This window comes from Granulicella pectinivorans (genome assembly GCF_900114625.1).
GTDB lineage: Bacteria > Acidobacteriota > Terriglobia > Terriglobales > Acidobacteriaceae > Edaphobacter > Edaphobacter pectinivorans.
In genome coordinates this window covers 616,413-640,495 of the sequence record NZ_FOZL01000002.1, presented here as the reverse complement: position 1 = coordinate 640,495, position 24,083 = coordinate 616,413, and the positions used below count along the sequence as shown (strand labels likewise).

Here is a 24,083-nt window from a genome sequence, read left to right as displayed (position 1 = left end):
CCGCCAAACTAAAGTGCAGCCTCGATCGCCGCCACCACTGCCGGATCGTCCGGCGTGACCTCCGGCGAGAACCGTGCCACCACCTTGCCTTCGCGGTCCACCAGGAACTTCTCGAAGTTCCAAAGCACCTCGGGTGCCTCGGTTGTATCCAGACCCTTCGGGTTCAGATAGCCCTTCAGGTTCTCCCGCATCGCGCCTGGATTCGGCGTGTACGCCTCGGGCTTTGCCGCCGTCAGTGTTGCGTACAACGGATCCTTCTCCGGACCTGTCACCACGATCTTCGAAAACATCGGAAAGTCGACCGCAAACGTCATCCGGCAGAAACTCGCGATCTCCTCGTTCGATCCCGGCTCCTGCTCGGCAAAGTCGTTTGCCGGAAAGCCCAGCACGACAAATCCCGAGTCCTTGAACCGGCTGTACAGCTTCTCGAGCGCGTCGTACTGCGGCGTAAGTCCGCACTTCGAGGCGACGTTCACAATCAACAAAACCTTGCCCCGGTACTCGGCAAGCGTCGTTCCCTCGCCGGAAATCGTGTGAACCGGCAATTCATAAAGTGCGCTGGCTGACATGGAAAAACTCCTCAAAATCGGTGGTAAACAACAAGATTGGACGCTTCAAAAAACGTGAGGAAGCGTAATTTCAACAAAAAAACCGCATTTCTGTTCGATTATAGGAGTGGGATGCATAATTTCTCATAGAACCGTTCCAGATAGGTCTAGGATACGTCTGGTTATGTCGATTCAGGATCGTGTTTTTGGAAAACCGTTAGCAACCAGTGAAGAACGTGCCGAGCACATCGGCGTCGCAGCAGGAATTCCGATCTTCGGTCTCGATGCCCTCACCTCCGCGGCCTACGGACCGGAGGCCGCGATGGCTCTGCTCATCCCGCTGGGCCTCCTCGGCACCACCTACATCCTGCCCATCATCTCGACCATTCTGGTCCTGCTTGTCATCGTCTTCTTCAGCTACCGCCAGACCATCCAGGCCTACCCCTCCGGTGGCGGTTCTTACACCGTCGCGACGGAAAACCTCGGCCACGGCGCCGGCCTCCTCGCCGCCGCCGCCTTGATGATCGACTACATCCTCACCGCCGCGGTCGGCATCTCCGCCGGCGTCACGGCCCTCACCTCGGCCGTCCCCGGTCTCCAGCCCCACACGCTTCTGCTCTGCCTCTTCATCCTCGCCATCCTCACGGTGATCAACCTGCGTGGCGTCAAGGATACGGGAACCGCCTTCATCATCCCGACCTTCCTCTTCATCGGAACCCTCCTCACCCTCATCGTCGTCGGCGTCTACAAGACTTACGCCGCCGGTGGACACCCGCTTCCCGTCTCGCCCATCCCCCCGGCTCTTCCCCAGACCGTCAAGTACCTCGGCTACTGGCTCATGCTCAAGGCCTTCAGCTCCGGATGCGCCGCCATGACCGGCGTCGAGGCCGTCTCGAACGGCGTCATGGCCTTCGGGGAGCCCCGCGCCAAGCGCGCGCAGCAAACCCTCACCATCATCATCGTCATCCTCATCGTGCTGCTCTACGGCACTGCCTGGCTGGCCAAGCACTACGGCATCATGGCGATGAACCCCGACGAGACCGGCTACCAGAGCCTCCTCTCCCTCCTCGTCACCGCCGTCTTCGGACGCGGCTGGTTCTACTACACCACCATGGGCTCGGTCCTCCTCGCCCTCGCGCTCTCCGCCAACACCGCCTTCGCCGACTTCCCCCGTCTCGTCCGCGCCATCGCCATCCAGGATTACCTCCCGCACGTCTTCATCCTGCGCGGCCGACGTCTCCTCTTCTCGCACGGCGTCTACGCCCTCACCACCTTCACCGCCATCATCCTCATCCTCTTCAAAGGCGTCACCGATCGCCTCATCCCGCTCTACGCCATCGGAGCCTTCCTCGCCTTCACTCTCTCGCAGGCCGGCATGGTCATCCACTGGAAGAAGCAGGAAGGCGACCACAAAGGCCGCGGCTGGCACATGTTCGTCAACGGCATTGGAGCCGTCGCCACCGGCATCACCACCTGCATCGTGCTGGCCTCGAAGTTCATGTCGGGAGCCTGGGTCACGGCTCTCCTCATTCCCATCCTCATCCTCCTCATGCTCGCGGTGAAGCGCCACTACAACCGCATTAAAGCGGAGATGGCCGAGTGCGCGCCCATCAACCTCGATAACCTCGAACAGCCCCTCGTCGTCATCCCCATGGCTCGTTGGGACCGCATCACCGAGAAGGCTCTCCGCTTCGGCCTGTTGATGTCGAAGGAGGTCAAGGTCGTTCACATCCACGCCGAGGGCGAGGGTGACCCAGGCCTTGAGCATCAGTGGGACGACATGATCATGGCTCCCCTCCGCGCCCATCACATGCAGGAGCCCGAACTGGTCACGATCACCTCCTCCTACCGCTTCATCCTGCAGCCGTTGATGGAATACATCCTGGAGTTGGAAGAGCAGAACCCCGGTCGCAAGGTAGCCGTCCTGCTGCCCGAACTGGTCGTCCGTCACTGGTGGGAGAACGCCCTCCACAACCAGCGCGTCCAGCTTCTAAAACTGCTCCTCCTGGTACGCGGCAACCAGCGCATCGTGGTCGTCAACATCCCCTGGTATCTCTAGCCCAGCCACCAAACCGGGTGCCCCACATCTCTCTTCTGCGATGTGGGTTCCGAACCTGATCCCGAAGCAAAGGGAAGCGAACGAATCGTCGCGCTCAGGGGCGTGGCGTTCGCGGCCGTCTCAAACTCATCGCCGAGGTACCCTGAGCTCCGGGCTTCTCCGAGGATCGCTTCTGGAATCGCGATACCGCCTCTTCGAGCCCACAATATCCATACTTTGGCCCACGATATCCATGCAAAAGACCACAAATTAGTGTCCAAAACGATCGGGAACGGTTTGTGGTGAAACATTGGGATTTTCGCGCTGCCAAACCGTAAGTCCTTTAGAACACTAGGATGCGGGTTAAACAACAACGTTGCACCAGAAACGGTGCAACGTGTGTCCCACTTTACAGCGAGAGGTCCGACCTCTAGGCGGCGGGCATCGACCGTAGACGGACCACAGCATCCGCAATCAACCCGATTGCCAGGTCGATCTCCTCGGGGGTGTTCAGCCGAGAAAGCGAGATCCGTACGCTCCCTCGAGCCCGCACCTCGCCCATCCCCATCGAGAGCAGCACATGCGACGGCTTGGTCGCGCCGGACATGCAGGCGGATCCACCGCTGATCGCAACTCCCTTTAGATCCAACGCGATGACCAGCGCCTCCGCCTCCACGCCCTCGAAGAACATGTTGGTCGTATTCGCAGCGCGCGGGCTTCCCGCACCGTTCACGCCCACGCCTGAGCCCACACGGGCGATGACGCCCTGCTCCAGCCGGTCCCGCAACGCACCAAGCTCCGCGGGCCCGCCTTCCGCCATCCACTCCCACGCCAGATCCGCGGCCTTGCCCAGACCGACGATCCCCGGAACGTTCTCCGTTCCAGGCCTCCGTCCGCGCTCATGCTGCCCGCCAAAGAGCATCGGAGCCAGCGCCGTCTTCTTGCGCAGATACAGGATCCCGGTCCCCTTCGGCGCGTACATCTTGTGTCCCGAAAGACTCAATAAATCAATATCCTGCAGCTTCTTCAGATCGATCGTCACCTTGCCCGCCGCCTGAATCGCATCGGTATGGAACAGCGCGCCACCCGCATGCGCCACCGCCGCGAGCTCCGCGATCGGCTGCACGACACCCGTCTCGTTGTTCGCCAGCATGATGGTCACCAGCTTCGTATGCGGCTGCATCGCTGCGCGTACGGCCTCGGGATCGATCAGCCCCCCCAGCGTGGGAGGAATCAGCGTGACCTCCACCCCGCGCTTCCGCAGCGCCTCCGCGGTGTTCAAGATCGCGTTGTGTTCGATGGCCGATGTGATCATGTGGACCTTCTCGCCCGCGTCGACAAACGGCTGCAACACCCCGAAGATCGCCAGGTTATCGCTCTCCGTACCGCCCGAGGTAAAGATCAGCTCTGCCGGCGTGCATCCCAGCAGCCGTGCCACCGACTCCCGCGCCTGCTCGACCGCAGCGCGCGCACCCTGACCCGCCTGGTGAATCGAGCTCGCATTGCCGAACTGTTCCATCCAGTAGGGGTTCATCGCCGCGACCACCTCGGGAAGCAGGGGAGTCGTCGCATTCGCATCCATGTACATTCTTGCCATACCGTCAGTCTACCGCTCTGCCTTGCCTTGCCTCGCGTCACGGCTTTGCGGGCGCGCTGCGGATGAGTTCGTCGAGCGTCGCATCCGGTATCCCAGCCGGGGGAGGAGCCCCGCGCAGCACATACGTATAGCCGATCGCCACCGTGTCCGACCGGTACCGCGTGCTGCGGTTGTAGTAGCCGGAGAAGGTCATATGCCCGCCCATCGGGACATCCATCGAGGTGATGATGCCATTGTCCTCGGCGATCTTGCGCCCCGTCACCACCAGAATCTTCTCATTCCGCGGAGACGGAGCATAGATCTTCTGGTCCCCGACCGGCAACTGCTCATAGGCCCCCACATCGAAGCTCGCCCCAAGCGGCAGAGACATCCCGACGCCGATCTGGTAGTGCGAAAGCGGTCCCTGCGAGGGTTGGTAGTTTTTGGTCGAGATCCGGTTCACCAGCGAGGCGTTGTCGCCCATCCCGATGTCCAGGTTGGGAGACAGCTTCCAGACCGGCACATCGAAGTGGTTCGTAAAATCGAATGCCGTCAGCCCTGTGGTCAGGCCATCCTTCGCATCCCCGGTGGGAATCGCGAGGGCAGCGGTTGCCTGGTACTCATAGTGCTCCGGGGCGAAGTGCATGTGGCCCGCAAGCACCACGTCACCCATCTCCCCGCGGGTCGGCACCAGCAACGCATTCGGCTTGGGCCGTGCCTTGGTGGTCGGGGCCAGGCGAAAGAAGTAGATCGGAACGCTCACATCGGCGTTGAACGTGTCGTTGAAGGCGTAGCCCAGTGCGGGTGTGATCGACGTTCCCCAGCCGGTGTAGTCGTCGTGTACGCCCGATACCGTGAAGCCGGCGTTGAAGCCCTTCAGGACGGACGAAAGCCCCGGAACATCCGGGACTTCGGATTCTTTGGTGGGAGTGGGGGTCGCGACCGCACCCTGCTCGGCCTTCGGCACTGCCTGATCCAGAAGTTTCAGGGTTTCATCGGCGGAGTGCAGAGACTGCTCGACCGACCGTGACTTCTGTGCCACGGGTTTACCCTGCGCCACGGCAGCCAGCGAAACAAGCAGCAGACTGGCGAGGCAGAGACATCGATCTGGCAAAGCAATCACCCCGGAAGTCCTTCCGTTCCAGCATTTCACCTTTTCAGGCGGCACGCCAGAAGGAGAATCATCCGGGGTGATGGAAAGCTACCGGCTCGCGACCGGAATGTAGGGCGCCGGGTAGGCGGGGCCGGTGTATTCGGCGCGCGGACGGATCAAGCGGTTGTCATCATGCTGCTCGATCACATGCGCAGCCCAGCCTGCGATGCGGCTGACGGCGAAGATCGGCGTAAACAGGTCGATGTCGATGCCCAGCGTCGTGTACGTGCTGGCGGAGTAGAAGTCGACGTTGGCGTTCAGCTTCTTCTCGCCCTTCACAAACGCCTCGATCTTCTGCGACAGATCAAACCATTTCGTATTTCCGGCGGCGGTGCCGAGTTCCTGCGACATCTTGCGGAGGTGGGTCGCGCGGGGGTCTTCGGTGTGATAGACGCGGTGTCCGAAGCCAGAGATCTTCTTCTTTTCGGCAAACATCTGCTTCACGTACTCGACCGGGTCGGCTCCTGCCGCGTCGATCGCGTACAGAAGGTGCATCGTGGCCTCATTGGCACCGCCATGCAGAGGCCCCTTCAGGGCTCCGATGGCGCCCGTAATGGCGGAGTGCATGTCGGCCAGCGTCGCGGCGATGACGCGCGCGGCAAAGGTGCTGGCGTTCAGTTCGTGGTCGGCATGCAGAATGAGCGCCACATCGAGTGCCTTGGTGGCGGTCTCGGAGGGCTTTTCGCCGTTCAGCATCCAGAGGAAGTTTCCAGCGTGGGAGAGGCTCTTGTCGGCCTCGACGATCTCCTTGCCCTTGCGAATCCGGTCGAACAGGGCGACGATCATCGGAATCTGTGCGGTGAGGTGGAAGGCTTTTTTGACGTTGGCGTCGTGCGCCGTGGACTTCTCGTCGGCTTCGTACATGCTCAGCAGCGAGACCGCCGTACGCAGCACCTCCATGGGAGTGGCCGCGGACGGCACACGCTTCAGGAAATCAATGATGGCCGGGTCGATCTCACGGGCCTCGGCGAGCTCTTTCGAGAAGGCCGCGAGCTCGTCCGCCGTGGGCAGCTTGCCATTCCAGAGCAGGTAGGTCGTCTCCTCGAAGGTCGACTTGGTCGCCAGCTCGTGAATATCGATTCCGCGATACGAAAGAACGCCTGCATCCCCGTCAATCCAGCAGATGGAGGAGGTTGTGGCGACGATGCCTTCGAGACCTTTTGACGCAACCGCTGTAGACATGGGCAATCCTTGAGAAACGACGGTGAAAGTACATTCGGTTATAGCGCAGCGAAGAAAGCGTTGTCATGTTTGTGGTGCGAATATCGGCCGAAGTGTGCGAAAAAGGCACTTCCTCCCCAAGAATGGCTGCACTACGCATACCTCTTCGGACCAATCTGGCATGAGCCGTGCCGCTTTGGTCTGACCAATGAGGCAGAACAGCCAGGCCTTTTTCGCCATAAAAGAGGCCGCAACGGCGCGTCTCCGGAAGTATGGATTTCTAAAGAAGTTAGCGACCGTCGATGCAAAAAAGCCAATGTTCCACCAGAGACGTTTCGGACCTGAAAACGTGGTGAAATGCATGGATATTGCTGGTTCACTGCCTGGAAAATGTGGCCAGAATTCCGTCAGTCTATCTTGGACTGCTCCTCCAGAAACCGGCTCGGCGAAAACGCGCTGAGGTCGACCACGGATTCTTTTCCCTCCAGCAGGTCGGCGACGACCTTTGCCGTTCCCGGAGCCAGCAGCATCCCATTGCGGTAGTGGCCCGTGGCGATCAGCTTCCTACGGCTCCCGTCCGCCCATCCCATCAGCGGCAGGTAGTCCGGCGTAAACGGGCGCAGCCCGGCCCACTGGTCGAGAACGGGACAGGCGTCTTCATCCGCCAGCACCGGCAGAAACTCCGCCGCCATCGCACGCAGGGAGGCGAGGCTTGCCGCATCGGTTGTCGTGGAAAACCCAGCGTCCTCTACCGTTGCGCCGATGACCACCTGTCCGGCGCGTGGTCCATGCAGGCGTGGCACGACGTAGATCTCCGGTGTCCTGACCACGAAGTCGATCGGAACGCCATGCGGCATCTTTACCGCAAGCATCTGTCCTTTGCGCGGCTTGACCGGGGCGTTGCTCCATGCGCCCATCGCGTGGACGATCCGGTCCGCGCGTATTTCGCCGGCGTTGGTTTGCACGGCGACTCCATCCTTGGACTCGCCGACGGTCTGAACGGCTGTGTCTTCCAGAAGACGGATTGGCGTTGCCTCGACGGCGGCACGAATCGCCGGCGCAAGCTGCCGTGGGTCAAGCGACCACTCGGAGAGTTGCTGGAAGCGCAGTTTGCCGGAGGAGAAACCTTCTGGAAATCCTGTGGATTCCAGAAAAGCGTTGCCTTCCAGGGCCTGCAGCGTCAAACTGGTCTGGAAGGGAACGGGCCGTCCTCCAAGCCTCTCGATCTCAACCAGGAACTCCGTGTAACGGGCGATGCTCAGTTGAGACAGTGCAGTGAGTTCCACCGGGTTTTCGGGATCTTTCGCGGCCAGCATTCCGGCGGCCGCCTGCGATGCCTCCCGAAGCGCCGTTCCCCGTTCCAGCACCGTTACCCGAGCTCCACGACGATGGAGCTCCAACGCAATCGACAGACCAATTATCCCGGCCCCGGTAACACAAACGTCGCAATCGAGCATCTAACTATTTTAGTTTGGAAAGGCCCTGCATCATCACTGGCCCAAGAACGTTTGGCCTCTGTTCTTCGATCGTCGAGGAGCGGGGACGAACTGATCGTGGAGGAATAGAACGTATGAGCGTTAACGAAGAGAAATACGTAGAACAACGCGAGGCTTCGGGCCCGCTGATCACGGCTGTCGTGGCCGTGGTGCTCGCAGTCGGCGCGCTTATCTGGTGCTTCGGTCTGCACAACCATCTGGAGACCGATGAGGCGAACCTCGCGACCGCGACGCAGCGCAACATCGAGCTGGCCAAGAAGCTGGAAGCGACCAACGCGCAGTTGCAGGCCACCAGCGAGACGCTGGGACAAAGCGTCGGCATGACCCAGAAGCAGCTTGAAGCGCGCGCGACGGCGATTATGGCGGCGCAGCGCGCGTCCACGGCGAAGATCGAGCATGAGCAGGAGGTGAACGCCAAGCAGATTGGCGCGGTCGCCAGCGATGTCTCGGCCGTGAAGACGGACGTGGGCGGCGTGAAGACCGATGTTGGTGGCGTGAAGACCGATGTGGCTTCCACGAAGCAGGATCTCGAAGACACCAAGGTGCAGTTGCAGCGTGTGGTTGGCGATGCCGGCGTGATGAGTGGCCAGATTGCCACGACGCATGCGGAGCTTGAAGTGCTGAAGCACAAGGGCGATCGCAACTACTACGAGTTCACCCTGCACAAGGGACAACAGCCCCTGCTGCTTTCGAGCATCAAGCTGCAGTTGAAGAAGGCCGACGAGAAGCACTCGAAGTTCACGCTCAACGTCAGCGCGGATGACAAGAATATCGAGAAGAAGGACAAGGGTCTCGACGAACCGGTGCAGTTCTATACGGGCAAGACGCCCGTGCTGTACGAGCTGGTCGTCAACCAGATCTCGAAGAACCAGGTTACCGGCTACCTTTCCACTCCCAAGGGTGCATCCTAAGGGATTGCCTGAACGGCATGCATGGCACTTCCAAACTGCAAGCGGGGGACGCATCGTGCGTCCCCCATTTTCCTTTAGGCGAGAGGCCACGCGTTGTGAACTGGACGTATACTTTCCGGCTGGGAGTCTTCGATGCGTGATGTCGTGATCGTCTCCGCCGCGCGTACGCCGGTGGGCAAGTTTTTAGGCAGTCTTGCGGGTCTCTCGGCGGTGGAGCTTGGCGCGATCGCCGTTCGAGAGGCGGTTCGTCGCGCCGGGATCGATCCTGCGAGTGTCGAGGAATGCGTGATGGGATGCGTTCTTTCGGCTGGCCTGGGGCAGAATCCCGCTCGTCAGTCCGCCCTGCGGGCCGGGCTTGCGGATACCGTCTCCGCGCTGACGATCAACATGGTGTGCGGCAGCGGCTTGAAGGCTGTTGCACTGGCTGCGCAGGCCATCCAAACCGGAGCTGCGGAGGTTGTCGTCGCCGGGGGGATGGAGTCGATGTCGAATGCGCCGTATCTGCTGCCGGGTGCGCGGAAGGGCTTTCGCATGGGCGATGCGGCGGCGGTGGACTCGATGGTGCGGGATGGGTTGTGGTGTGCGTGTGATGACCAGCATATGGGCATGACCGGGGAGCTCGTCGCGGAGAAGCATGGCATTACACGCGAGCAGCAGGATGCGTATGCGCTGGCTTCGCATCGCAAGGCGGCTGCGGCGTGGGCGGAGGGGCGGTTCGATGCCGAGGTGGTGCCGGTGGAGATTGCGGGGAAGAAGGGGGCGACCCTGTTTACTCGCGATGAAAGTATCCGGGAGGATACGACGCTGGAAGCGCTCGCGGCTCTTCGACCTGCTTTCAAGAAGGACGGGACGGTGACGGCGGGGAACGCTCCGGGGGTGAACGACGCCGCGGCGGCGTTGGTGGTCATGTCTGCGGAGAGGGCCTCGACGCTGGGGTTGAAGGTGCTGGTAAGGATCAAGGCGCAGGCCACCAGCGGAGTGGCGCCAAAGTGGGTGATGCTCGCACCGGTGACCGGCGTGCAGAAGGTTCTGGCGAAGGCGGGGTGGAGCAGGGAAGAGGTAGATCTCTACGAACTCAACGAGGCCTTCAGCGTGCAGGCTCTGGGGGTGATGAAGGAGCTCGGACTCGACCCTGCGAAGGTGAATGTCAATGGAGGCGCGGTGGCCATCGGGCATCCGATTGGGGCGAGCGGAGCGAGGGTACTCGTGACGCTGGTGCATGAGATGGTGCGGCGGGGGGCGAAGAAGGGGGTGGCGGCGCTTTGTCTGGGTGGGGGGAATTCGGTGGCTCTGGCGGTGGAGAGGATGTGATCAAGATCGACGCGGTAAAGCTCTACGCGGCATCGTGCAATTCGCGCTCGTCCAGAAGTTTTTCGATTCGTTTCACGACCTCATCCTGTCCCAGGACGCACCGCGCTGGATGGCCTCTCGTTGTTTGGCCATGATCGCTCGCTCATTTTCAAGAGAGGCAAGATGCTCCGTCAGATTCGATCCGAGGACATCTTCAGGACTCATCTTGTAACCGTCCGCAAGGCGACGAAGCCGATTCCATTGAGACGGGCTTAACTTGATCGTGATCGTTTGCTGTTCACGTGCAGGATCGAAATACGCAAATAGCTCCTCTCGCTCCCGGATCCAGAACGAATCTTCGTCGCTTTCCGGTATCTCGATTCCACGATGCTCGGAGATAGATCGAAAGAATCCTCGACCGGGACGCCCGGTTGTTTTTTGAACAACGACAGCCGTGCGAAAGGGGCGCTGTTCGATCGCGTCCCATGCATCTCGTTGCTCAAAAAGGCTTTGAAAGGATGGTTTGAGAAGAGATTGTCTACCTTCTGTAAGCCAAGCTGTCGCGCGAGATCGTTGTAGGTAATGGTCTCCTGAGCCGCAGCCTTCTGTTCCAGGGCAGCCCCTAACTCCCCGTAGGTAAGTCGACAAACTTCCATGGCGACCTACCCTCCTTCAGCACTCAATAATATTCAAAGCCAACCCAGCCAGACTCGTTTCTTTGTAGCGCGACTGCATATCCATCCCGGTCTGGTACATCGTCTCGATCACCTGGTCGAGCGACAGCTTGTGACCTTCGGTCTCGTGCATCGCCATTCTGGCGGCGTTGATGGCTTTGACGGCGCCCATGCCGTTGCGCTCGATGCACGGGATCTGCACGAGGCCGCCGATGGGGTCGCAGGTCATTCCCAGATTGTGCTCCATGCCGATCTCGGCCGCGTGCTCGACCTGCTCGTTCGTACCGCCCAGCGCGGCGACGAGACCGCCCGCCGCCATCGAGCAGGCTACCCCGACCTCGCCCTGGCACCCGACCTCCGCGCCGGAGATGCTGGCGTTCTCCTTGTAGAGGATCCCAATGGCGGCGGCGGTGAGAAAGTACCTCACCAGCGCGTCCTCATCGGCCTCCGCGACGAAGCGCAGATAGTGCCCGATCGCCGGGATCACCCCGGCCGCGCCGTTCGTGGGTGCCGTGACGACTCGCCCGCCGGCGGCGTTCTCTTCATTCACGGCCATCGCCCAGAGCGTGACCCAGTCGATCGCGGCCAGCGGATCCGGAACCGGTGATCCGGTCAGCCGCGCCGCCAGCCGATGCGCTCGCCGCCTCACGTTCAAGCCTCCCGGCAGAATCCCCTCGGTCGCGATACCGCGCGCCGTGCAGTCCATCATCACGCGCCACAGAGCGAGGATTCCACCGCGCACGCGGTCTTCGCCCGAGCCGTCGGATGCGGGACGATTGATCCCGGACGTCTCCAGCAGCGCCACCTCGTTGGCCATCACCAGTTCAGCGATCGTCAGCCCATGCCGGGCTGCCGTCTCCAGCAGCGTCGCGCCACTCGAAAACGGGTACGGCACCACTCGTCCGCCGGACTCATTGGTCGCCGTGGCAAACTCCTCCGCCGAGACGATGAATCCGCCACCCACGGAGTAGAAGATGTCCTCCCGCAGCACTTCCCCCATTGCGTCGAGCGCACGAAAGCGCATCCCGTTCGGATGGGTCGGGACTCCCGGGTCCGGGTACATCTGGTTCCGCCGGAAGAGGAGATCTTCGGGCTCCTGAAACGCCACCACTCGCTGTCCCAGCAGGGCCAGCAGGCCGGTTGCGCGAATCTCTGCCAGCTTCTTCTCGATCGCTTCCGGATCGATCGTATCGGGTGCCTCGCCCAGCAGCCCAAGCAGCACGGCACGGTCCGTGGCGTGGCCGACACCGGTCAGCGCCAGCGAGCCGAAGAGCTCGACGCGCACCCGTTCGACGCGTGACAGATCCAGTTCCCGCACAAACCGCAGCGCAGCCCGCATCGGTCCAACCGTATGCGAGCTGGAGGGACCGATGCCAATCTTGAAGAGTTCAAACAGACTCGTATTCACGGCTACGATTGTAGCCGCCGGGTCCGCTCTACTTTGCGGCCGGAGCTCTCGAGCCTTTTGGGCTCGCCGGGGTTCCGCTCGCGCCGACCGAGCGCAGGTAGGCTGCCGACGCCGTGTACCGCACCGGGGCCTTGGGGTCGATCATCAGCTTCGACAGCGCCGAGGAGACATCGCCTTCGTGATAGGTTCCGAGCACCTTGGCCGCTGCGGCGCGCACGCTCGGATCCTTGTCGTTCAGGGCATCGAGCATCGCGGCTCGCACCGGAGCGGTCCGTTCCTCGCTCAACTGCTCAATCGCCGTGACGCGGGCCGAGCTGCCGCCGTTCTTCTTCATCGCTTCATAGGCGGTGATGCCGAAGCCGAACGGCCCAAGCAGGATCGACGCACCTTGCAGAGCACCCATCTTGGCCAGCGTCGCCGGGTTGTGGAAATCCTTGTTGATCGTGTGTTCCGCGCCGTTGACCATGGAGGCATTCGCCTTGCGGTCACCGTTCGCCACCGCCATCAGAATGTCCTCGCCGGTGCGATCGTTCAACTTCCAGAGGGTGGTCGCGGCGGCAAACGCCACCTGCGGCTCCTTGTCGTTCAGCATGGAGTGCATCTTGCCGCGCAGAGCGGTCGTTTTCGACTGGCCCGCCGCCAGCACCGCCGCAGTCCGCACGTCGAGGTCTGCGTCATCCATCGCATTGGCGATCATCGCGGTCGATCTCTGGTCGCTCATGGTGCCAAGCGCCGCCAGCGCCTGGATGCGCGTGTCTGCGTGCTTATCCTCCACGGCGATCTTCAGCATCGACCATGCTTCGGTGCTCAACTCGGCCTTGGTGGCGTGGAGCGGGTCGAAGTTGGCCGGAGCAGGCTGATCCGATGCATCCTGCGAGGCTGCGGGAGTGGCCTGCGCCCATGCCATGGCCGGCATCGTCATCAGGGGCAGGGCAACGACCAGAACGCGCAGCGCGGGCCTGGACAGGGGACGAAGGGAGAGCAGCGAGAGTCGCATAGTGGGGTCGTTCCTCGTTCAGATATTCGGGGGGAGCTTATCAAGATGCTACCCCTTCGTGAATGGATGCCTGCATACGGATAAATCTTCAAATCCTGCTTGTGAGCGAAAGTTTCGCTCCCGGCTCCATCGCTGCTAGACTGGCCCCACTTCCGCCTCCTATCTCCACACCGAGGAACAACCCGGCTCATGCCTCTCTTTAAAGTTCGCAGCGCCGCCGTGTACGGCATCGACGCCCATCTCATCGAGGTTGAAGTCGACTTCGCCCAGGTCAAGCTGGAGGACGCCCAGTTCCACACGGTCGGTCTTCCCGATGCCGCCGTCCGGGAGAGCCGCGACCGCGTCCGTTCAGCCATCAAGAACTCGGGATTCGATCTTCCGCCGACCCGCATCACCATCAACCTGGCACCCGCCGACCTGAAGAAGGAGGGAAGCGGCTTCGACCTGCCCATCGCCATCGCCATTCTTGGAGCGTATGGTGCGCTGCACAACAAGGAGCTTTCGGACTTCCTGCTGGTTGGCGAGCTGGGTCTGGACGGCACGCTGCGAGCCGTGCAGGGGATGTTGCCGATCGCCGTCGCCGCGCGCACCGCCGGGATCCGCAACCTCATCGTGCCGGCCTCGAACGCGCGCGAGGCCGCTGTGGTGCAGGGAGTGGATGTCTACCCGGTCAAAAATCTCATCGAGGTGCGTGAGTTGCTGAATGCGCTTTCATTTGGCTCGCTCGCGGTGCAGCCCCTGAAGGTTGAGCCCACCGATCTGCTCCACGGGGCGCAGCACTTTCCCGCGGACTTCAAGGACGTCCGGGGACAGCATGTCGCCAAGCGCGCGCTGGAGGTGGCCGCAGCCGGTGGACACAACATCCTGATGATCGGACCGCCCGGCTCCGGCAAGACGATGCTGGCCAAGCGTCTGCCGTCCATTCTGGCACCGCTGCGCTTTGAAGAGGCTCTGGAGACGACCAAGATCCACTCCGTTGCCGGGGTGCTGAACGCCGAAGAGGGCCTGGTGGCGCACCGGCCCTTCCGTTCTCCGCACCACACGATCTCGGACGCCGGCCTGATCGGCGGTGGGGCTGTGCCACGCCCCGGCGAGGTTTCGCTCGCCCACAACGGCCTGCTCTTTCTCGATGAGCTTCCGGAGTTTCCGCGCAACGTGCTTGAAGTGCTTCGGCAGCCGCTTGAAGACGGCATCGTCACCATCGCCCGGGCCTCCATGTCGCTCGCGTTTCCGGCGCGCTTCATGCTGGCCGCCGCCATGAATCCATGCCCCTGCGGCTACTTCAACGACAAGTCGCGGGAGTGTATGTGTACGCCACCCATGATTCAGCGCTATGTCTCGAAGGTCTCCGGGCCGCTGCTGGACCGGATCGACATTCACATCGAGGTGCCGGCGGTGCAGTATAAGGAGCTGCGCGGAGGAGCGGCGGCCGAGGGCTCAGCCGAGATCCGCGACCGGGTGCTCGCTGCCCGCGAGCGTCAGCATAACCGATTCGGCGAGACCGCTACCCGCACCAAAGGTTCCTCGAAGGCCGCCTCGCAGCCGGTCTTCGCCAACGCCCAGATGACCACCCAGCAGATTCGGCTCTTCTGCGAGCTTTCTACGGATGCCGAGCGACTGCTGGAGCGCGCGATGCAGCAGCAGGGGCTCAGCGCCCGAGCCCACGACCGTATCCTGAAGGTGTCCCGCACGATCGCGGACCTCGAAGGCGCGCAGGACGTCGCGGTGAAGCACATTGCGGAGGCGATTCAGTACCGGACGTTGGACCGAAGCTATTGGTCGTGATGCCAATTCCGAACGGAGGGAGGCCCGTCCGCTTTGAAGGTGTCACGACCGGAATACGCGTCGTGAAGTGCCAATCTTCCGTTTCCGGGAGAATGAATCCGGCAACCTCCCAAAATAAGTATTGACCTCGCCTCTGAAACCATTTAGTTTCGTTGAGTGTCATCGCGTCTGGGCTGTTTTTGGCCAGCGCCTCGTCTTAGCCCGGATCTGCTTTCTTTTGAATCTCTTCCGCGGCAAAACGATCTCAGACCTCGCAGCCGGATCGGTCACCCCGCCCGTCCATAACCGCACAGCGTACGTCGTGAGCAGATATCTTGCCGCATTTTGGCAGGCTCACCGTTCTTGTGTGTTGGGCAGGAGAGGAAAGTTCCGGACGAGAGATGTGGAATCGTCCATGGCCTGTTTTGCGTCTAACTTTCAGAGACGAAAAACAGTTGCAAAGACGAGGCAAGGCATTGCTGACCATGCTTTGCCGCACGAACACCGGTACGACCGGAAGACCGGGAACCACCGGATGGACCGACGCAACAATCGTCGGCCACGTAGGAAAAAGGAGAATGCCCAATGCGTTCGGATCTGATTTTTGGAGCACTGACCCACGTTACCAACCGTTATGAGCTCTGCCAGCTCGCCTCCAAGGCGACCCGGAAGCTGCACAAGCCCAACACCCGCCTCCAGGACACCACGAATGAGGTTCTCGACCGCTTCAAGGACACCGTCCCTATGGACGATGCTTCCGAGCCCGTCGAAAAGATTACCCACAGCCGCGCGGCTTAATCGCGCGGCCGTTTTTCCTCAAAGACTCGTAAAACTCCGCAAGACAAACCCTCCGCAATCTGCCATAATCGCCTCATTCCAGTAAAAACCTCTCCAAAATAAACGCGTTTCCGGCCTCCGCTGCGATCCAAATCCCCGTAAAGCTGATCCCGCCTCCGCTCCAACCACCCCTTCCAAATTCCATCCCTCCAGGTAAATCAATGACCATTTCTGAGTTAAAAGAGCACAACATTGCAGAGCTGAGCAAGCTTGCCCGCGGTCTCGATATCGCCGGCACGAGCGGCCTTCGCAAGCAGGACCTGATCTTCAAGATCCTCCAGGCGCAGAGCGAAAAAGAAGGACACATCTTCGCCGAGGGCGTGCTCGAGATCCTCCCCGACGGCTACGGCTTCCTTCGCTCGCCCGACTACAACTACCTTCCCGGTCCGGACGATATCTACGTCAGCCCCTCGCAGATCCGCAAGTTCGATCTCAAGACCGGCGACACGATCTCCGGAAACGTCCGCCCCCCGCACGAGGGCGAGAAGTACTTCGCGCTGGTCAAGATCGAGGCGATCAACTTCGAGTCGCCCGAAGAGACCCGCAACAAGATCCTCTTCGACAACCTGACCCCCCTCTACGCGCAGGAGCGCATCAAGATGGAGACGGTCCGCGAGCACATCTCCGGACGCGTCATGGATCTGCTGACCCCGGTGGGCAAGGGACAGCGCGGCCTCATCGTCGCTCCGCCCCGCACGGGTAAGACGATGCTGCTGCAGTCGATCGCGAACTCGATCACGTCGAACCACCCCGAGGTCGTGCTGATCGTTCTACTGATCGACGAGCGCCCGGAAGAAGTCACCGACATGCAGCGGTCTGTGAAGGGTGAAGTGATCAGCTCGACCTTCGACGAGCCCGCGGCACGCCACGTCCAGGTGGCCGAGATGGTGATCGAGAAGGCCAAGCGCCTCGTCGAGCACAAGCGCGACGTCGTCATCCTGCTCGACTCGATCACGCGTCTCGCGCGCGCCTACAACACCATCGTTCCGCCGTCGGGCAAGGTGCTCTCAGGCGGTGTGGACTCGAACGCCCTGCAACGCCCGAAGCGCTTCTTCGGCGCGGCCCGCAACATCGAGGAAGGCGGCAGCTTGACCATCATCGCCACCGCTCTGGTCGATACCGGTAGCCGCATGGACGAAGTCATCTTCGAAGAGTTCAAGGGAACGGGCAACATGGAGGTCATCCTCGACCGCAAGCTGGTCGACAAGCGCGTCTTCCCGGCGATCGACATCCAGCGCTCGGGCACGCGTAAGGAAGAGCTGCTGATTCCGAAGGAAGACCTGCAGCGGACGTGGATTCTGCGCAAGGTGCTGAACCCGCTTTCGCCGGTTGAGGCCATGGAGCTTCTTACGGACAAGCTTTCGAAGACTCGCAACAATCAGGAGTTTTTGCACAACATGAGCTCGTTGTAAGGCTCGGTTCCAGATTGGAACGCCCCATGTTCCGGGTTCGGGATATGGGGCGTTTCTGCGTCTGGCGGTGCTACACTACCGCCACGGGAGGGAAGCATGGCCGCGCATACGATCACTATTGATGAAGAGACGTTTGAGGCCGTGCGGCTCGAAGCGGAACGGCGGAACACCAGCGTCGAGGTGGTCGTGGCCGAGTATGTCCGAAAAGGTGTCTCCGATTCTTCGGATGACGATCTCTGGATTCCTGGCGTCACCCGGCGGCAGATCTATTGGGAACGTGAGAATCGAATAAACCGCTACTCCGAACAGCGCCAGGCTTTGGAAGAGTTCGGAGACTATGCCGCAGAGCATCCCTGCCATGTCGATCTCAAGTCATTCTCAAGGGAAGACCTGTACGAGCGTGACTGATGCCTCTCTCCTTCGTGGATACGAACATTTGGGTGTATCGCGCCATGGACTTTCCTGCTGACGATTTGGAGTCGATAGGCAAGAAGCGTATCGCCACGGAGCTATTGATTCAGTTGGCGGATAGCGATGAGATCGTTCTCAGTGCGCAGGTGCTAGGAGAGTTTTTCAGAACCATGACGCGTAAAGGTTCGCGGCCATTGGGGGCGTTTGAGGCCATGATCGCAACCAACTGGCTATCGACCTTTCAGACGGTTCCGATTACGCGCAGTCTCGCTCGTGCGGCAATGAAGCGGGTAACGGCGAGTCACCTCAGTTACTGGGACGCTCTGATTGTCGAGAGCGCATTGAGTGTGAAAGCCGCTGTGCTTTATAGCGAGGACATGCATCACAGGATGCACTATGGCGATCTCGAAATTCGCAATCCGTTTCTGTGATTCGCCCTAGAATCCGAAGCACCGCCGTTTCTGGCGATTGTTATCGATGACCTTGTCTTAAAGTACTTCGCATCGCTTCTTCGCGTTACCAATCTTCGTTTGCCTGGTCCTCTGATTTGAGGCCTGCGCCATTCGCGCGGACGATTCACCTGTACACGCGGCCTCAAGGCTGCAAAGAAAACGCCGCTCCGAGGTGAATCGGAGCGGCGATTTTCTTTGCAGCGAAACGCTTAGATCTCCATGATCACCGGCATGATCAAAGGCCGGCGGCTGGTCTGCTTCTGGATGTAGCGCTTCAGGTCGTTGCGGATCTTTTCCTTGATGATCGCGTAGTCGGCCTTCTCTTCGGCGCTGGAGTTGTCGAGCGTCTTCTGAACGATGTTGCGGGCGTCGTTCACCAGCTTGTCGTCCTGGATGGCGAAGCCGCGCATGACGATCTCGGGGGTGTTCTCCACGCGGCCGGTGCGCTTGTTGATCGCGATGATCGGCAGCACGATGCCGTCCTCCGACAGATGCTGCCGGTCGCGAATGACGACATCCTCGACCACATCGATCGAGCCGCCGGAGTCGATGCAAACGCGTCCGGTCGTAACCTTGCCGTTCTTGACCGCGGTGTTCTTGTCGAACTCAAGCACGTCGCCATCTTCGAGCAGGATTACCTTTTCGACGATGCCCATTCCCGCTGCGAGCTCAGCGTGACGCTTGAGGTGGCGATAGTCGCCGTGTACGGGGATGAAGAACTTGGGGCGGACGAGGTTGATCATCAGCCGCAGTTCTTCCTGCGAGCCGTGGCCGGAGACGTGGATCAGGCCGGCCGTGCCGTCGTCGTGGATGACCTTGGCGTCGCGGCGCTCCAGATGGTCGATCATCCGGTAGATGCCCTTCTCGTTGCCCGGGATGACCCTGGAGCTGAGAAGAACCGTGTCGCCCGCGTCGATGTGCGCGAACTTGTGGTTGTTGACGGCGGCGCGGGAGAGAGCGGACATCGGCTCGCCCTGCGTGCCGGAGATCATGATGCAGACCTTGTCGGGAGCCTGGTCGCGAATCTGTCCGGGGTTGATGATGAGGCCCTGCGGCAGGTCGAGATAGCCCAGATCCTGCGCGATCTCGGTCGAGTTATCGAGCGAGCGGCCGATGATGGCGACTTTGCGTCCGTGCTTGTGCGCCAGCTCCATCGCCACACGAATGCGGTGGATGGAGGACGAGAAGCAGGAGAAGAACAGCTTTTTCTTGGTCTGCGCGAAGATCTCATCGAGACGCGGTCGAACGGCCCGCTCACTCGGCGTATAGCCGGGGCGGTCGACGTTGGTCGAATCCTGCAGCAGGCAGAGAACGCCCTGCTTGCCCAATTCGGCGAACGCGTGCAGGTCGAAGGGCTTGCCATCCGGCGGCGAAAGGTCGACCTTGAAGTCGCCGGTGTGCAGCACCACGCCCACGGGAGTATGAATCGCGAGGGCGACGCAGTCCACCAGGGAGTGCGTGACGCGAATCGGCATGATGGAGAACGGTCCCAGCGTAAAACGCTTGCCGGGCAGCATCTCGATGAGGTCGGCGTTGTCCAGCAGCCGGTGCTCTTCGAGCTTGCCCTCTACATAGGCCAGCGTGAACTCCGTGCCGTAGACCGGAACGTTCAGCTCGGAGAGGATCCATGGCAGGCCGCCGATGTGATCCTCGTGCCCGTGGGTCAGCAGAATGGCCTTTACTTTGGACCGGTTCTCGATCAGGTAGCTGATGTCGGGAACGACGATGTCGACGCCAAGCAGCTCTTCTTCGGGGAACATCAATCCGGCATCGATGACAATAATGTCGTCTTGCCAACGGAGCGCCATGCAGTTCATACCGAACTCGCCAAGGCCCCCCAGGGGAATCATGCGTAGTTTATCTGTAGCCATCAACTCTTGAGTCTAACAGGTCGCTCAGGCGGGAGTGTCGCTCTGGTCAGCTTTCACCAGTGCTTCATGGACCAGCATCTTCAGATAGGTCTGATATTTGAGCCCACGCTTCTCCGCTTGCACCCGTGCGAGAGAGATATCTTGGGGATCCAGATGGATCGTCGTCGTCGGAATTCCTGCACGGCGCGCGGTCGTGCCGTGGGCTAAAGTGCCATTGGCCAGAGCCTTTTCAAAATGGACCTGGAGTTGATCCGAGTTCTCGAACCACCAGTCTGCCTCTACCGCTTCGGATTGGAATACGGGTGTGTCAAGTTCGATCATCGGCTTGGTGCCCCTTTGCTCGCAGAAACGGGGATTGATGCCATCGTTTTGCTGGAAAAGGGGTGACGACTCGAATCTGCCCACTTCGGAGTGTGCTTACTACAGCCAGGATGCGCCCTGAGAGCGTGGAACCGATCGGGAATGCCCGTTCTTCGTCGCCATGAATCTGGACGTCCAAATCGTATGGATCATTGAGGAGTGCAAACTCTGCTTCCTCTGGCGTCATGTCGTGCCGGCGATATGAGCGATCTTCGCGTCATCCCAGTCAAATGCTGCGTCTGGTGTGAACATGGAAAAGACCCTTGAAACTCTGAAATGGGACTTGCCGGGACTTACCGTGTTCTACTTCTCCATCGCGTCGTAGCTACCTTGTAGCTACGACGCGATGGAGGTTACCGCAGCAGATCTTCCAGCGCAAGCGAAAGTTCCGTCTTTTCATCGCGATACTTGACGATGATCGGCGTATAGACGCTCAGTCCGAGCTCCTTGCCGGGGCCATGCTGAATCTGCCGCGAACCCGGCACCACGACGGCGCCGCTCGGAATGATCAACGGCATCTCGACCGTCGCGCGCAGAATCGCACCGGTCGTGGCGTCATACACCGGTGTGCCGCGCGTCAGCACGGTTCCGGCGGCCAGAACGGCCTTCGAGCGCACGATCGTGCCTTCGTAGACGCCCGTGTTGCCACCCACCAGCACGTCATCCTCAATAATGACCGGCGAGGCGTTGACCGGCTCCAGGACGCCGCCAATCTGCGCCGACGCCGAAAGGTGGACGCGCTTCCCAATCTGCGCGCACGAGCCCACCAGCGCATGCGAGTCGACCATGGTGCCTTCGTCCACATACGCGCCCACGTTGATGTAGGCAGGCGGCATGATCACGACGCCCTTCGACACGTAAGCGCCAGCGCGCACGCTCGATCCACCCGGGACCACACGGACGCCGTCGCTCACGGTGAACCGCCGCGCCGGATAGGTTCCCTTATCGACGAACGAGAGGATCGATCCGCCCTCGGGGTGGTTCCCGTTCATCTCTTCCAGCGCACCCAGCCGGAAACCTAGCAGAATTCCGCGCTTGACCCAGGCATTGACGCGCCATCCGATGGCGGTTGTGGCGTCCGGCTCGGCCGAGCGGAGTGTTCCCGCTTCAAGCTGCGCACGCAGGTCGAGAAACGCCGTCATGGCGTCGTTGTTTCCAATGGCCGCAGCGCCCTGCGCGAACCAGTGTTCGATGGTCGATTCCAGATTGTTCGTAGTCATTCCGATAGGATATCAAGCCGGCCAACGGAAGACCCACGCGAAGTCGTCGCAGGTCGTGCAGTGACCGGCGCTTGGGAACGGTCACTGCCGTCAGGACTGGCCATTAGAAGACTCGCAAGTTCGTGTCTTTCGAAGGCACATGCACCAGCAGCCCAAGCTCTCCGGCCACCGTCTCCAGTGTCTTCAGGGTGCCCTTCGCGACCGGCACCAGAGGCAACCGCAACACGTTCTGGCCCTTGCCCAGCATCTCCAGCACAGCCTTCGCCGGAGCCGGACTCGGCTCAAGGAACAGCGCCTGCATCAACCGCGTGTACTGCCGGTTCAGCCGGCGCGCATTCACCCAGTCATTGGCCAGGATCGACGCCACCAGCGTATGCATCACGCCCGGCACGATATTCGACGCGACGGAGATCAGCCCAACGGCCCCCAGCGCCATCGTCGGAAGCACCAGCCCATCGTCGCCGGAGAACACCAGGAAGTTCTTGGGCACACAGTGCAGCAGCTCGGTGATCTGAGCCATATTCCCGCTCGATTCCTTGATTCCGATGATGTTCGGAATCGCGGCCAGCCGCAGCACGGTAGCCGGCTCCAGGTTCGTGCCGGTGCGCGAGGGGATGTTGTAGAGCAGTACCGGCAGCTCGATCGACTCGGCGATCGCCTTGAAGTGCTGGTACTGGCCCTCCTGGTTCGGCTTGTTGTAGTAGGGGTTCGCCGTCAGGATCCCGGTCAGGCCGGGTACCGCCGCCAGCTTCCGTGCCCGCGTCATGGCTTCGTGCGTTGCGTTGTGGGTGCATCCGGCAAAGACCGGAATCCGCCCCGCCGTCACCCGGCAGACGATCTCCACCACCCGCAGCGTCTCCGCTTCGGTCAGTGTCGACGCCTCGCCGGTCGTCCCGCACGGAATCAGAAAGTCGATCCCCTGCACAATCTGCCACTCCACCAGCGCCTCGAGCGCAGCCTCGTCCACTCCGCCATCGTGGCGGAAGGGAGTGACCAATGCCGTTCCACATCCATTCAGAATCATCGCCGTCTAGTGTATCTCGTATACCAGCACGATTGCAGGGGCATCCGCCAGTTGTCCGCGGTATAGCGGGTATGGGAGTATGGTTGCGCTGATATTCCAAGGAAACGGTTCCACCCGGAGGAAGCAATGATTTCCAGGCGTACGTTCGTCACCAACACCGCCGTTACGGCTACAGGTCTGGCCATCGGTGCCAGCGCACGGAGCTACGCCCAGATCATGGGCTCCAACGATCGCGTCCACTTCGCCATCAACGGGCTGAACGGACGCGGCTACGCTCACCTCTCCGCGCTCAAGAACAATGCGAAGAACTCGCGCGTCACGCATGTCGCCGACGTCGACTCCAATATCCTCGCGAAGTTCACCGCTGAGGCCACGAAGGAACTTGGCTACGCCCCCACGCCCATGGGGGACTTTCGCAAGATTCTCGAGATGAAGGATATCGACGCCATCACCATCGCGACGCCCGACCACTGGCACGCGCCCATGGCGATTCTCGGCCTGCAGGCTGGCAAGCACGTCTACGTCGAGAAGCCCTCCAGCCATAACCCCCGCGAGGGAGAGTGGCTTATCGCCGCGCGCGACAAGCACAAGAAGCTCGTGCAGGTCGGCGACCAGCAGCGCTCCGCCCCGCACACCATCGACATGGTGGAGAAGATTCAGTCCGGAAAGCTGATTGGCCGCGCCTACTACGCCAAGGCCTGGTATGCGAACACCCGCAAGTCCATCGGCCATGGCAAGCCCGCTCCCGTGCCCGCCAACCTGAACTGGGATCTCTGGCAGGGCCCCGCTCCGCGCCGCGCCTATACCGACAACGTCGCGCCCTACAACTGGCACTGGTTCCGTATCTACGGTACGGGCGAGGCCCTGAACAACGGCACCCACGAGGTCGACGTCGCGCGCTGGATCCTCGGCCTCGACTGGCCCAACAAGGTCACCGCCACCGGCGGCCGGTACGCCTACAAGGACGACTGGCAGTTCCCCGACACTATGGTCACGAACTTCGAGTATCCGGACGCCATGATCTCGTGGGATGGTTATAGCTGCTCCGGCGACGGCCTCTACAAACGCAGCCGCGGCGTCGCCGTGCATGGGGAGACGGGTACGGTCGTCATCGATCGCGATGGCTACGATGTCTTCGACCAGAAGGACAAGATCGTCGACAGCTTCCGCGTCAAGGGCAACTCGAGTTCGTCGAACGACCTCATGAGCCGCGACTCGATGACCGATGTCCACTTCGAAAACTTCATCAACGGCATCCAGAAGGGCGAAAAGCTGCACTCTCCCATCGAGATCGCCAACGTCAGTGTGACGATCCTGCAACTCTCGAACATCTCCTGGGAGGTCGGCCGTCAGTTGACCCTCGACACCACCAACGGCCACATCAAGGGCGACCCGGAAGCGATGAAGAGCTGGGGCCGCGAGTACGAAAAGGGATGGGCTCCCACGACCGCTTAGTCCATCCGAATCTTCCACCGACAGC

The 24,083-nt window shown here is 61.2% G+C and carries 20 protein-coding genes; 9 read left to right on the top strand and 11 right to left on the bottom strand.

Annotated elements, in window-relative coordinates:
• Positions 1-8 precede the first annotated feature (8 nt).
• Positions 9-569, bottom strand: coding sequence for a glutathione peroxidase (locus BM400_RS20545; protein ID WP_089843446.1), 561 nt, complete (start codon positions 567-569; stop codon positions 9-11).
• 163 nt (positions 570-732) lie between these two features.
• Here BM400_RS20545 and BM400_RS20540 point away from each other — a divergent pair, with 163 nt between their 5' ends.
• The gene (locus BM400_RS20540; protein ID WP_089843444.1) at positions 733-2,607 is read left to right on the top strand and encodes an APC family permease; all 1,875 of its coding nucleotides are present in this window, start codon (positions 733-735) and stop codon (positions 2,605-2,607) included.
• Positions 2,608-3,016: 409 nt separating this feature from the next.
• Here BM400_RS20540 and BM400_RS20530 read toward each other — a convergent pair whose 3' ends face one another.
• From BM400_RS20530 to BM400_RS20515, 4 genes are all read right to left on the bottom strand, one after another.
• Complete coding sequence (locus tag BM400_RS20530) at positions 3,017-4,183, bottom strand: cysteine desulfurase family protein (protein ID WP_089843440.1); 1,167 nt, start codon at positions 4,181-4,183, stop codon at positions 3,017-3,019.
• Positions 4,184-4,220: 37 nt separating this feature from the next.
• A complete protein-coding gene (locus tag BM400_RS20525; protein ID WP_141224028.1) occupies positions 4,221-5,276 on the bottom strand; it encodes a hypothetical protein in 1,056 nt (351 codons plus the stop codon).
• Between the two features lie 87 nt (positions 5,277-5,363).
• Entirely contained in the window at positions 5,364-6,497 is a 1,134-nt protein-coding gene (locus tag BM400_RS20520; RefSeq protein WP_089843437.1) for a citrate synthase, read from the bottom strand.
• Between the two features lie 386 nt (positions 6,498-6,883).
• Positions 6,884-7,933, bottom strand: coding sequence for an NAD(P)/FAD-dependent oxidoreductase (locus tag BM400_RS20515; protein WP_089843435.1), 1,050 nt, complete (start codon positions 7,931-7,933; stop codon positions 6,884-6,886).
• Between the two features lie 113 nt (positions 7,934-8,046).
• Between BM400_RS20515 and BM400_RS20510 the strand changes: the two genes are divergently transcribed.
• Both BM400_RS20510 and BM400_RS20505 read left to right on the top strand, forming a co-directional pair.
• Positions 8,047-8,883 (top strand): hypothetical protein, encoded by an 837-nt coding sequence (locus BM400_RS20510; protein WP_089843434.1) that lies wholly within the window; start codon positions 8,047-8,049, stop codon positions 8,881-8,883.
• A 132-nt stretch (positions 8,884-9,015) separates the two neighbouring features.
• A complete protein-coding gene (locus tag BM400_RS20505; protein WP_089843432.1) occupies positions 9,016-10,194 on the top strand; it encodes an acetyl-CoA C-acetyltransferase in 1,179 nt (392 codons plus the stop codon).
• A 651-nt stretch (positions 10,195-10,845) separates the two neighbouring features.
• Here the strand turns inward: BM400_RS20505 and BM400_RS20495 are convergent.
• Positions 10,846-12,255 (bottom strand): L-serine ammonia-lyase, encoded by a 1,410-nt coding sequence (locus BM400_RS20495; RefSeq protein ID WP_089843428.1) that lies wholly within the window; start codon positions 12,253-12,255, stop codon positions 10,846-10,848.
• Between the two features lie 28 nt (positions 12,256-12,283).
• Entirely contained in the window at positions 12,284-13,252 is a 969-nt protein-coding gene (locus BM400_RS20490; RefSeq protein ID WP_245782057.1) for a HEAT repeat domain-containing protein, read from the bottom strand.
• A gap of 189 nt (positions 13,253-13,441) precedes the next feature.
• Between BM400_RS20490 and BM400_RS20485 the strand changes: the two genes are divergently transcribed.
• The 5 genes from BM400_RS20485 to BM400_RS20465 all read left to right on the top strand — a co-directional run bounded on the left by BM400_RS20485 (position 13,442) and on the right by BM400_RS20465 (position 18,107).
• The gene (locus BM400_RS20485; protein ID WP_089843426.1) at positions 13,442-15,037 is read left to right on the top strand and encodes a YifB family Mg chelatase-like AAA ATPase; all 1,596 of its coding nucleotides are present in this window, start codon (positions 13,442-13,444) and stop codon (positions 15,035-15,037) included.
• 564 nt (positions 15,038-15,601) lie between these two features.
• Positions 15,602-15,814, top strand: a complete 213-nt coding sequence (locus tag BM400_RS20480) for a DNA-directed RNA polymerase subunit omega (protein WP_089843425.1) — start codon at positions 15,602-15,604, stop codon at positions 15,812-15,814.
• A 200-nt stretch (positions 15,815-16,014) separates the two neighbouring features.
• Positions 16,015-17,265: a transcription termination factor Rho gene (rho, locus tag BM400_RS20475; RefSeq protein WP_089843423.1), complete on the top strand. Its 1,251-nt coding sequence runs from the start codon at positions 16,015-16,017 to the stop codon at positions 17,263-17,265.
• Positions 17,266-17,361: 96 nt separating this feature from the next.
• Positions 17,362-17,673 (top strand): hypothetical protein, encoded by a 312-nt coding sequence (locus BM400_RS20470; RefSeq protein WP_089843421.1) that lies wholly within the window; start codon positions 17,362-17,364, stop codon positions 17,671-17,673.
• On the top strand, positions 17,673-18,107 hold the full coding sequence (locus tag BM400_RS20465) for a PIN domain-containing protein (RefSeq protein WP_089843420.1): 435 nt from the start codon (positions 17,673-17,675) through the stop codon (positions 18,105-18,107). Before BM400_RS20470 ends, BM400_RS20465 begins: the two co-directional genes overlap by 1 nt.
• Before the next feature lie 230 nt (positions 18,108-18,337).
• Here the strand turns inward: BM400_RS20465 and BM400_RS20460 are convergent, their stop codons facing one another.
• The 4 genes from BM400_RS20460 to dapA form a co-directional block, all read right to left on the bottom strand.
• The gene (locus BM400_RS20460; protein ID WP_089843418.1) at positions 18,338-19,999 is read right to left on the bottom strand and encodes a ribonuclease J; all 1,662 of its coding nucleotides are present in this window, start codon (positions 19,997-19,999) and stop codon (positions 18,338-18,340) included.
• 24 nt (positions 20,000-20,023) lie between these two features.
• Positions 20,024-20,320: a hypothetical protein gene (locus BM400_RS20455; RefSeq protein WP_089843416.1), complete on the bottom strand. Its 297-nt coding sequence runs from the start codon at positions 20,318-20,320 to the stop codon at positions 20,024-20,026.
• Positions 20,321-20,712: 392 nt separating this feature from the next.
• Positions 20,713-21,579 carry a 2,3,4,5-tetrahydropyridine-2,6-dicarboxylate N-succinyltransferase gene (locus tag BM400_RS20445; RefSeq protein ID WP_089843412.1) on the bottom strand — a complete coding sequence of 289 codons (867 nt, stop codon included), beginning with the start codon at positions 21,577-21,579 and terminating at the stop codon, positions 20,713-20,715.
• A 103-nt stretch (positions 21,580-21,682) separates the two neighbouring features.
• Positions 21,683-22,603 carry a 4-hydroxy-tetrahydrodipicolinate synthase gene (gene dapA / locus BM400_RS20440; RefSeq protein WP_089843409.1) on the bottom strand — a complete coding sequence of 307 codons (921 nt, stop codon included), beginning with the start codon at positions 22,601-22,603 and terminating at the stop codon, positions 21,683-21,685.
• Between the two features lie 126 nt (positions 22,604-22,729).
• On the opposite strand from dapA, the gene BM400_RS20435 reads away from it, so the two are divergent.
• Complete coding sequence (locus BM400_RS20435) at positions 22,730-24,058, top strand: Gfo/Idh/MocA family protein (RefSeq protein ID WP_089843406.1); 1,329 nt, start codon at positions 22,730-22,732, stop codon at positions 24,056-24,058.
• The last annotated feature ends 25 nt before the right edge of the window (positions 24,059-24,083 follow it).

Bases quoted from the DNA above. Each gene is read 5' to 3' on its own strand.
- BM400_RS20490 (WP_245782057.1), bottom strand. From the start codon at position 13,252: ATGCGACTCTCGCTGCTCTCCCTTCGTCCCCTGTCCAGGCCCGCGCTG.
- BM400_RS20510 (WP_089843434.1), top strand. From the start codon at position 8,047: ATGAGCGTTAACGAAGAGAAATACGTAGAACAACGCGAGGCTTCGGGC.
- BM400_RS20435 (WP_089843406.1), top strand. From the start codon at position 22,730: ATGATTTCCAGGCGTACGTTCGTCACCAACACCGCCGTTACGGCTACA.
- BM400_RS20515 (WP_089843435.1), bottom strand. From the start codon at position 7,933: ATGCTCGATTGCGACGTTTGTGTTACCGGGGCCGGGATAATTGGTCTG.
- dapA (WP_089843409.1), bottom strand. From the start codon at position 22,603: ATGATTCTGAATGGATGTGGAACGGCATTGGTCACTCCCTTCCGCCAC.
- BM400_RS20455 (WP_089843416.1), bottom strand. From the start codon at position 20,320: ATGATCGAACTTGACACACCCGTATTCCAATCCGAAGCGGTAGAGGCA.
- BM400_RS20520 (WP_089843437.1), bottom strand. From the start codon at position 6,497: ATGTCTACAGCGGTTGCGTCAAAAGGTCTCGAAGGCATCGTCGCCACA.
- BM400_RS20545 (WP_089843446.1), bottom strand. From the start codon at position 569: ATGTCAGCCAGCGCACTTTATGAATTGCCGGTTCACACGATTTCCGGC.
- BM400_RS20485 (WP_089843426.1), top strand. From the start codon at position 13,442: ATGCCTCTCTTTAAAGTTCGCAGCGCCGCCGTGTACGGCATCGACGCC.
- BM400_RS20540 (WP_089843444.1), top strand. From the start codon at position 733: ATGTCGATTCAGGATCGTGTTTTTGGAAAACCGTTAGCAACCAGTGAA.
- BM400_RS20445 (WP_089843412.1), bottom strand. From the start codon at position 21,579: ATGACTACGAACAATCTGGAATCGACCATCGAACACTGGTTCGCGCAG.
- BM400_RS20460 (WP_089843418.1), bottom strand. From the start codon at position 19,999: ATGGCTACAGATAAACTACGCATGATTCCCCTGGGGGGCCTTGGCGAG.
- BM400_RS20505 (WP_089843432.1), top strand. From the start codon at position 9,016: ATGCGTGATGTCGTGATCGTCTCCGCCGCGCGTACGCCGGTGGGCAAG.
- BM400_RS20530 (WP_089843440.1), bottom strand. From the start codon at position 4,183: ATGGCAAGAATGTACATGGATGCGAATGCGACGACTCCCCTGCTTCCC.
- rho (WP_089843423.1), top strand. From the start codon at position 16,015: ATGACCATTTCTGAGTTAAAAGAGCACAACATTGCAGAGCTGAGCAAG.
- BM400_RS20465 (WP_089843420.1), top strand. From the start codon at position 17,673: ATGCCTCTCTCCTTCGTGGATACGAACATTTGGGTGTATCGCGCCATG.
- BM400_RS20470 (WP_089843421.1), top strand. From the start codon at position 17,362: ATGGCCGCGCATACGATCACTATTGATGAAGAGACGTTTGAGGCCGTG.
- BM400_RS20480 (WP_089843425.1), top strand. From the start codon at position 15,602: ATGCGTTCGGATCTGATTTTTGGAGCACTGACCCACGTTACCAACCGT.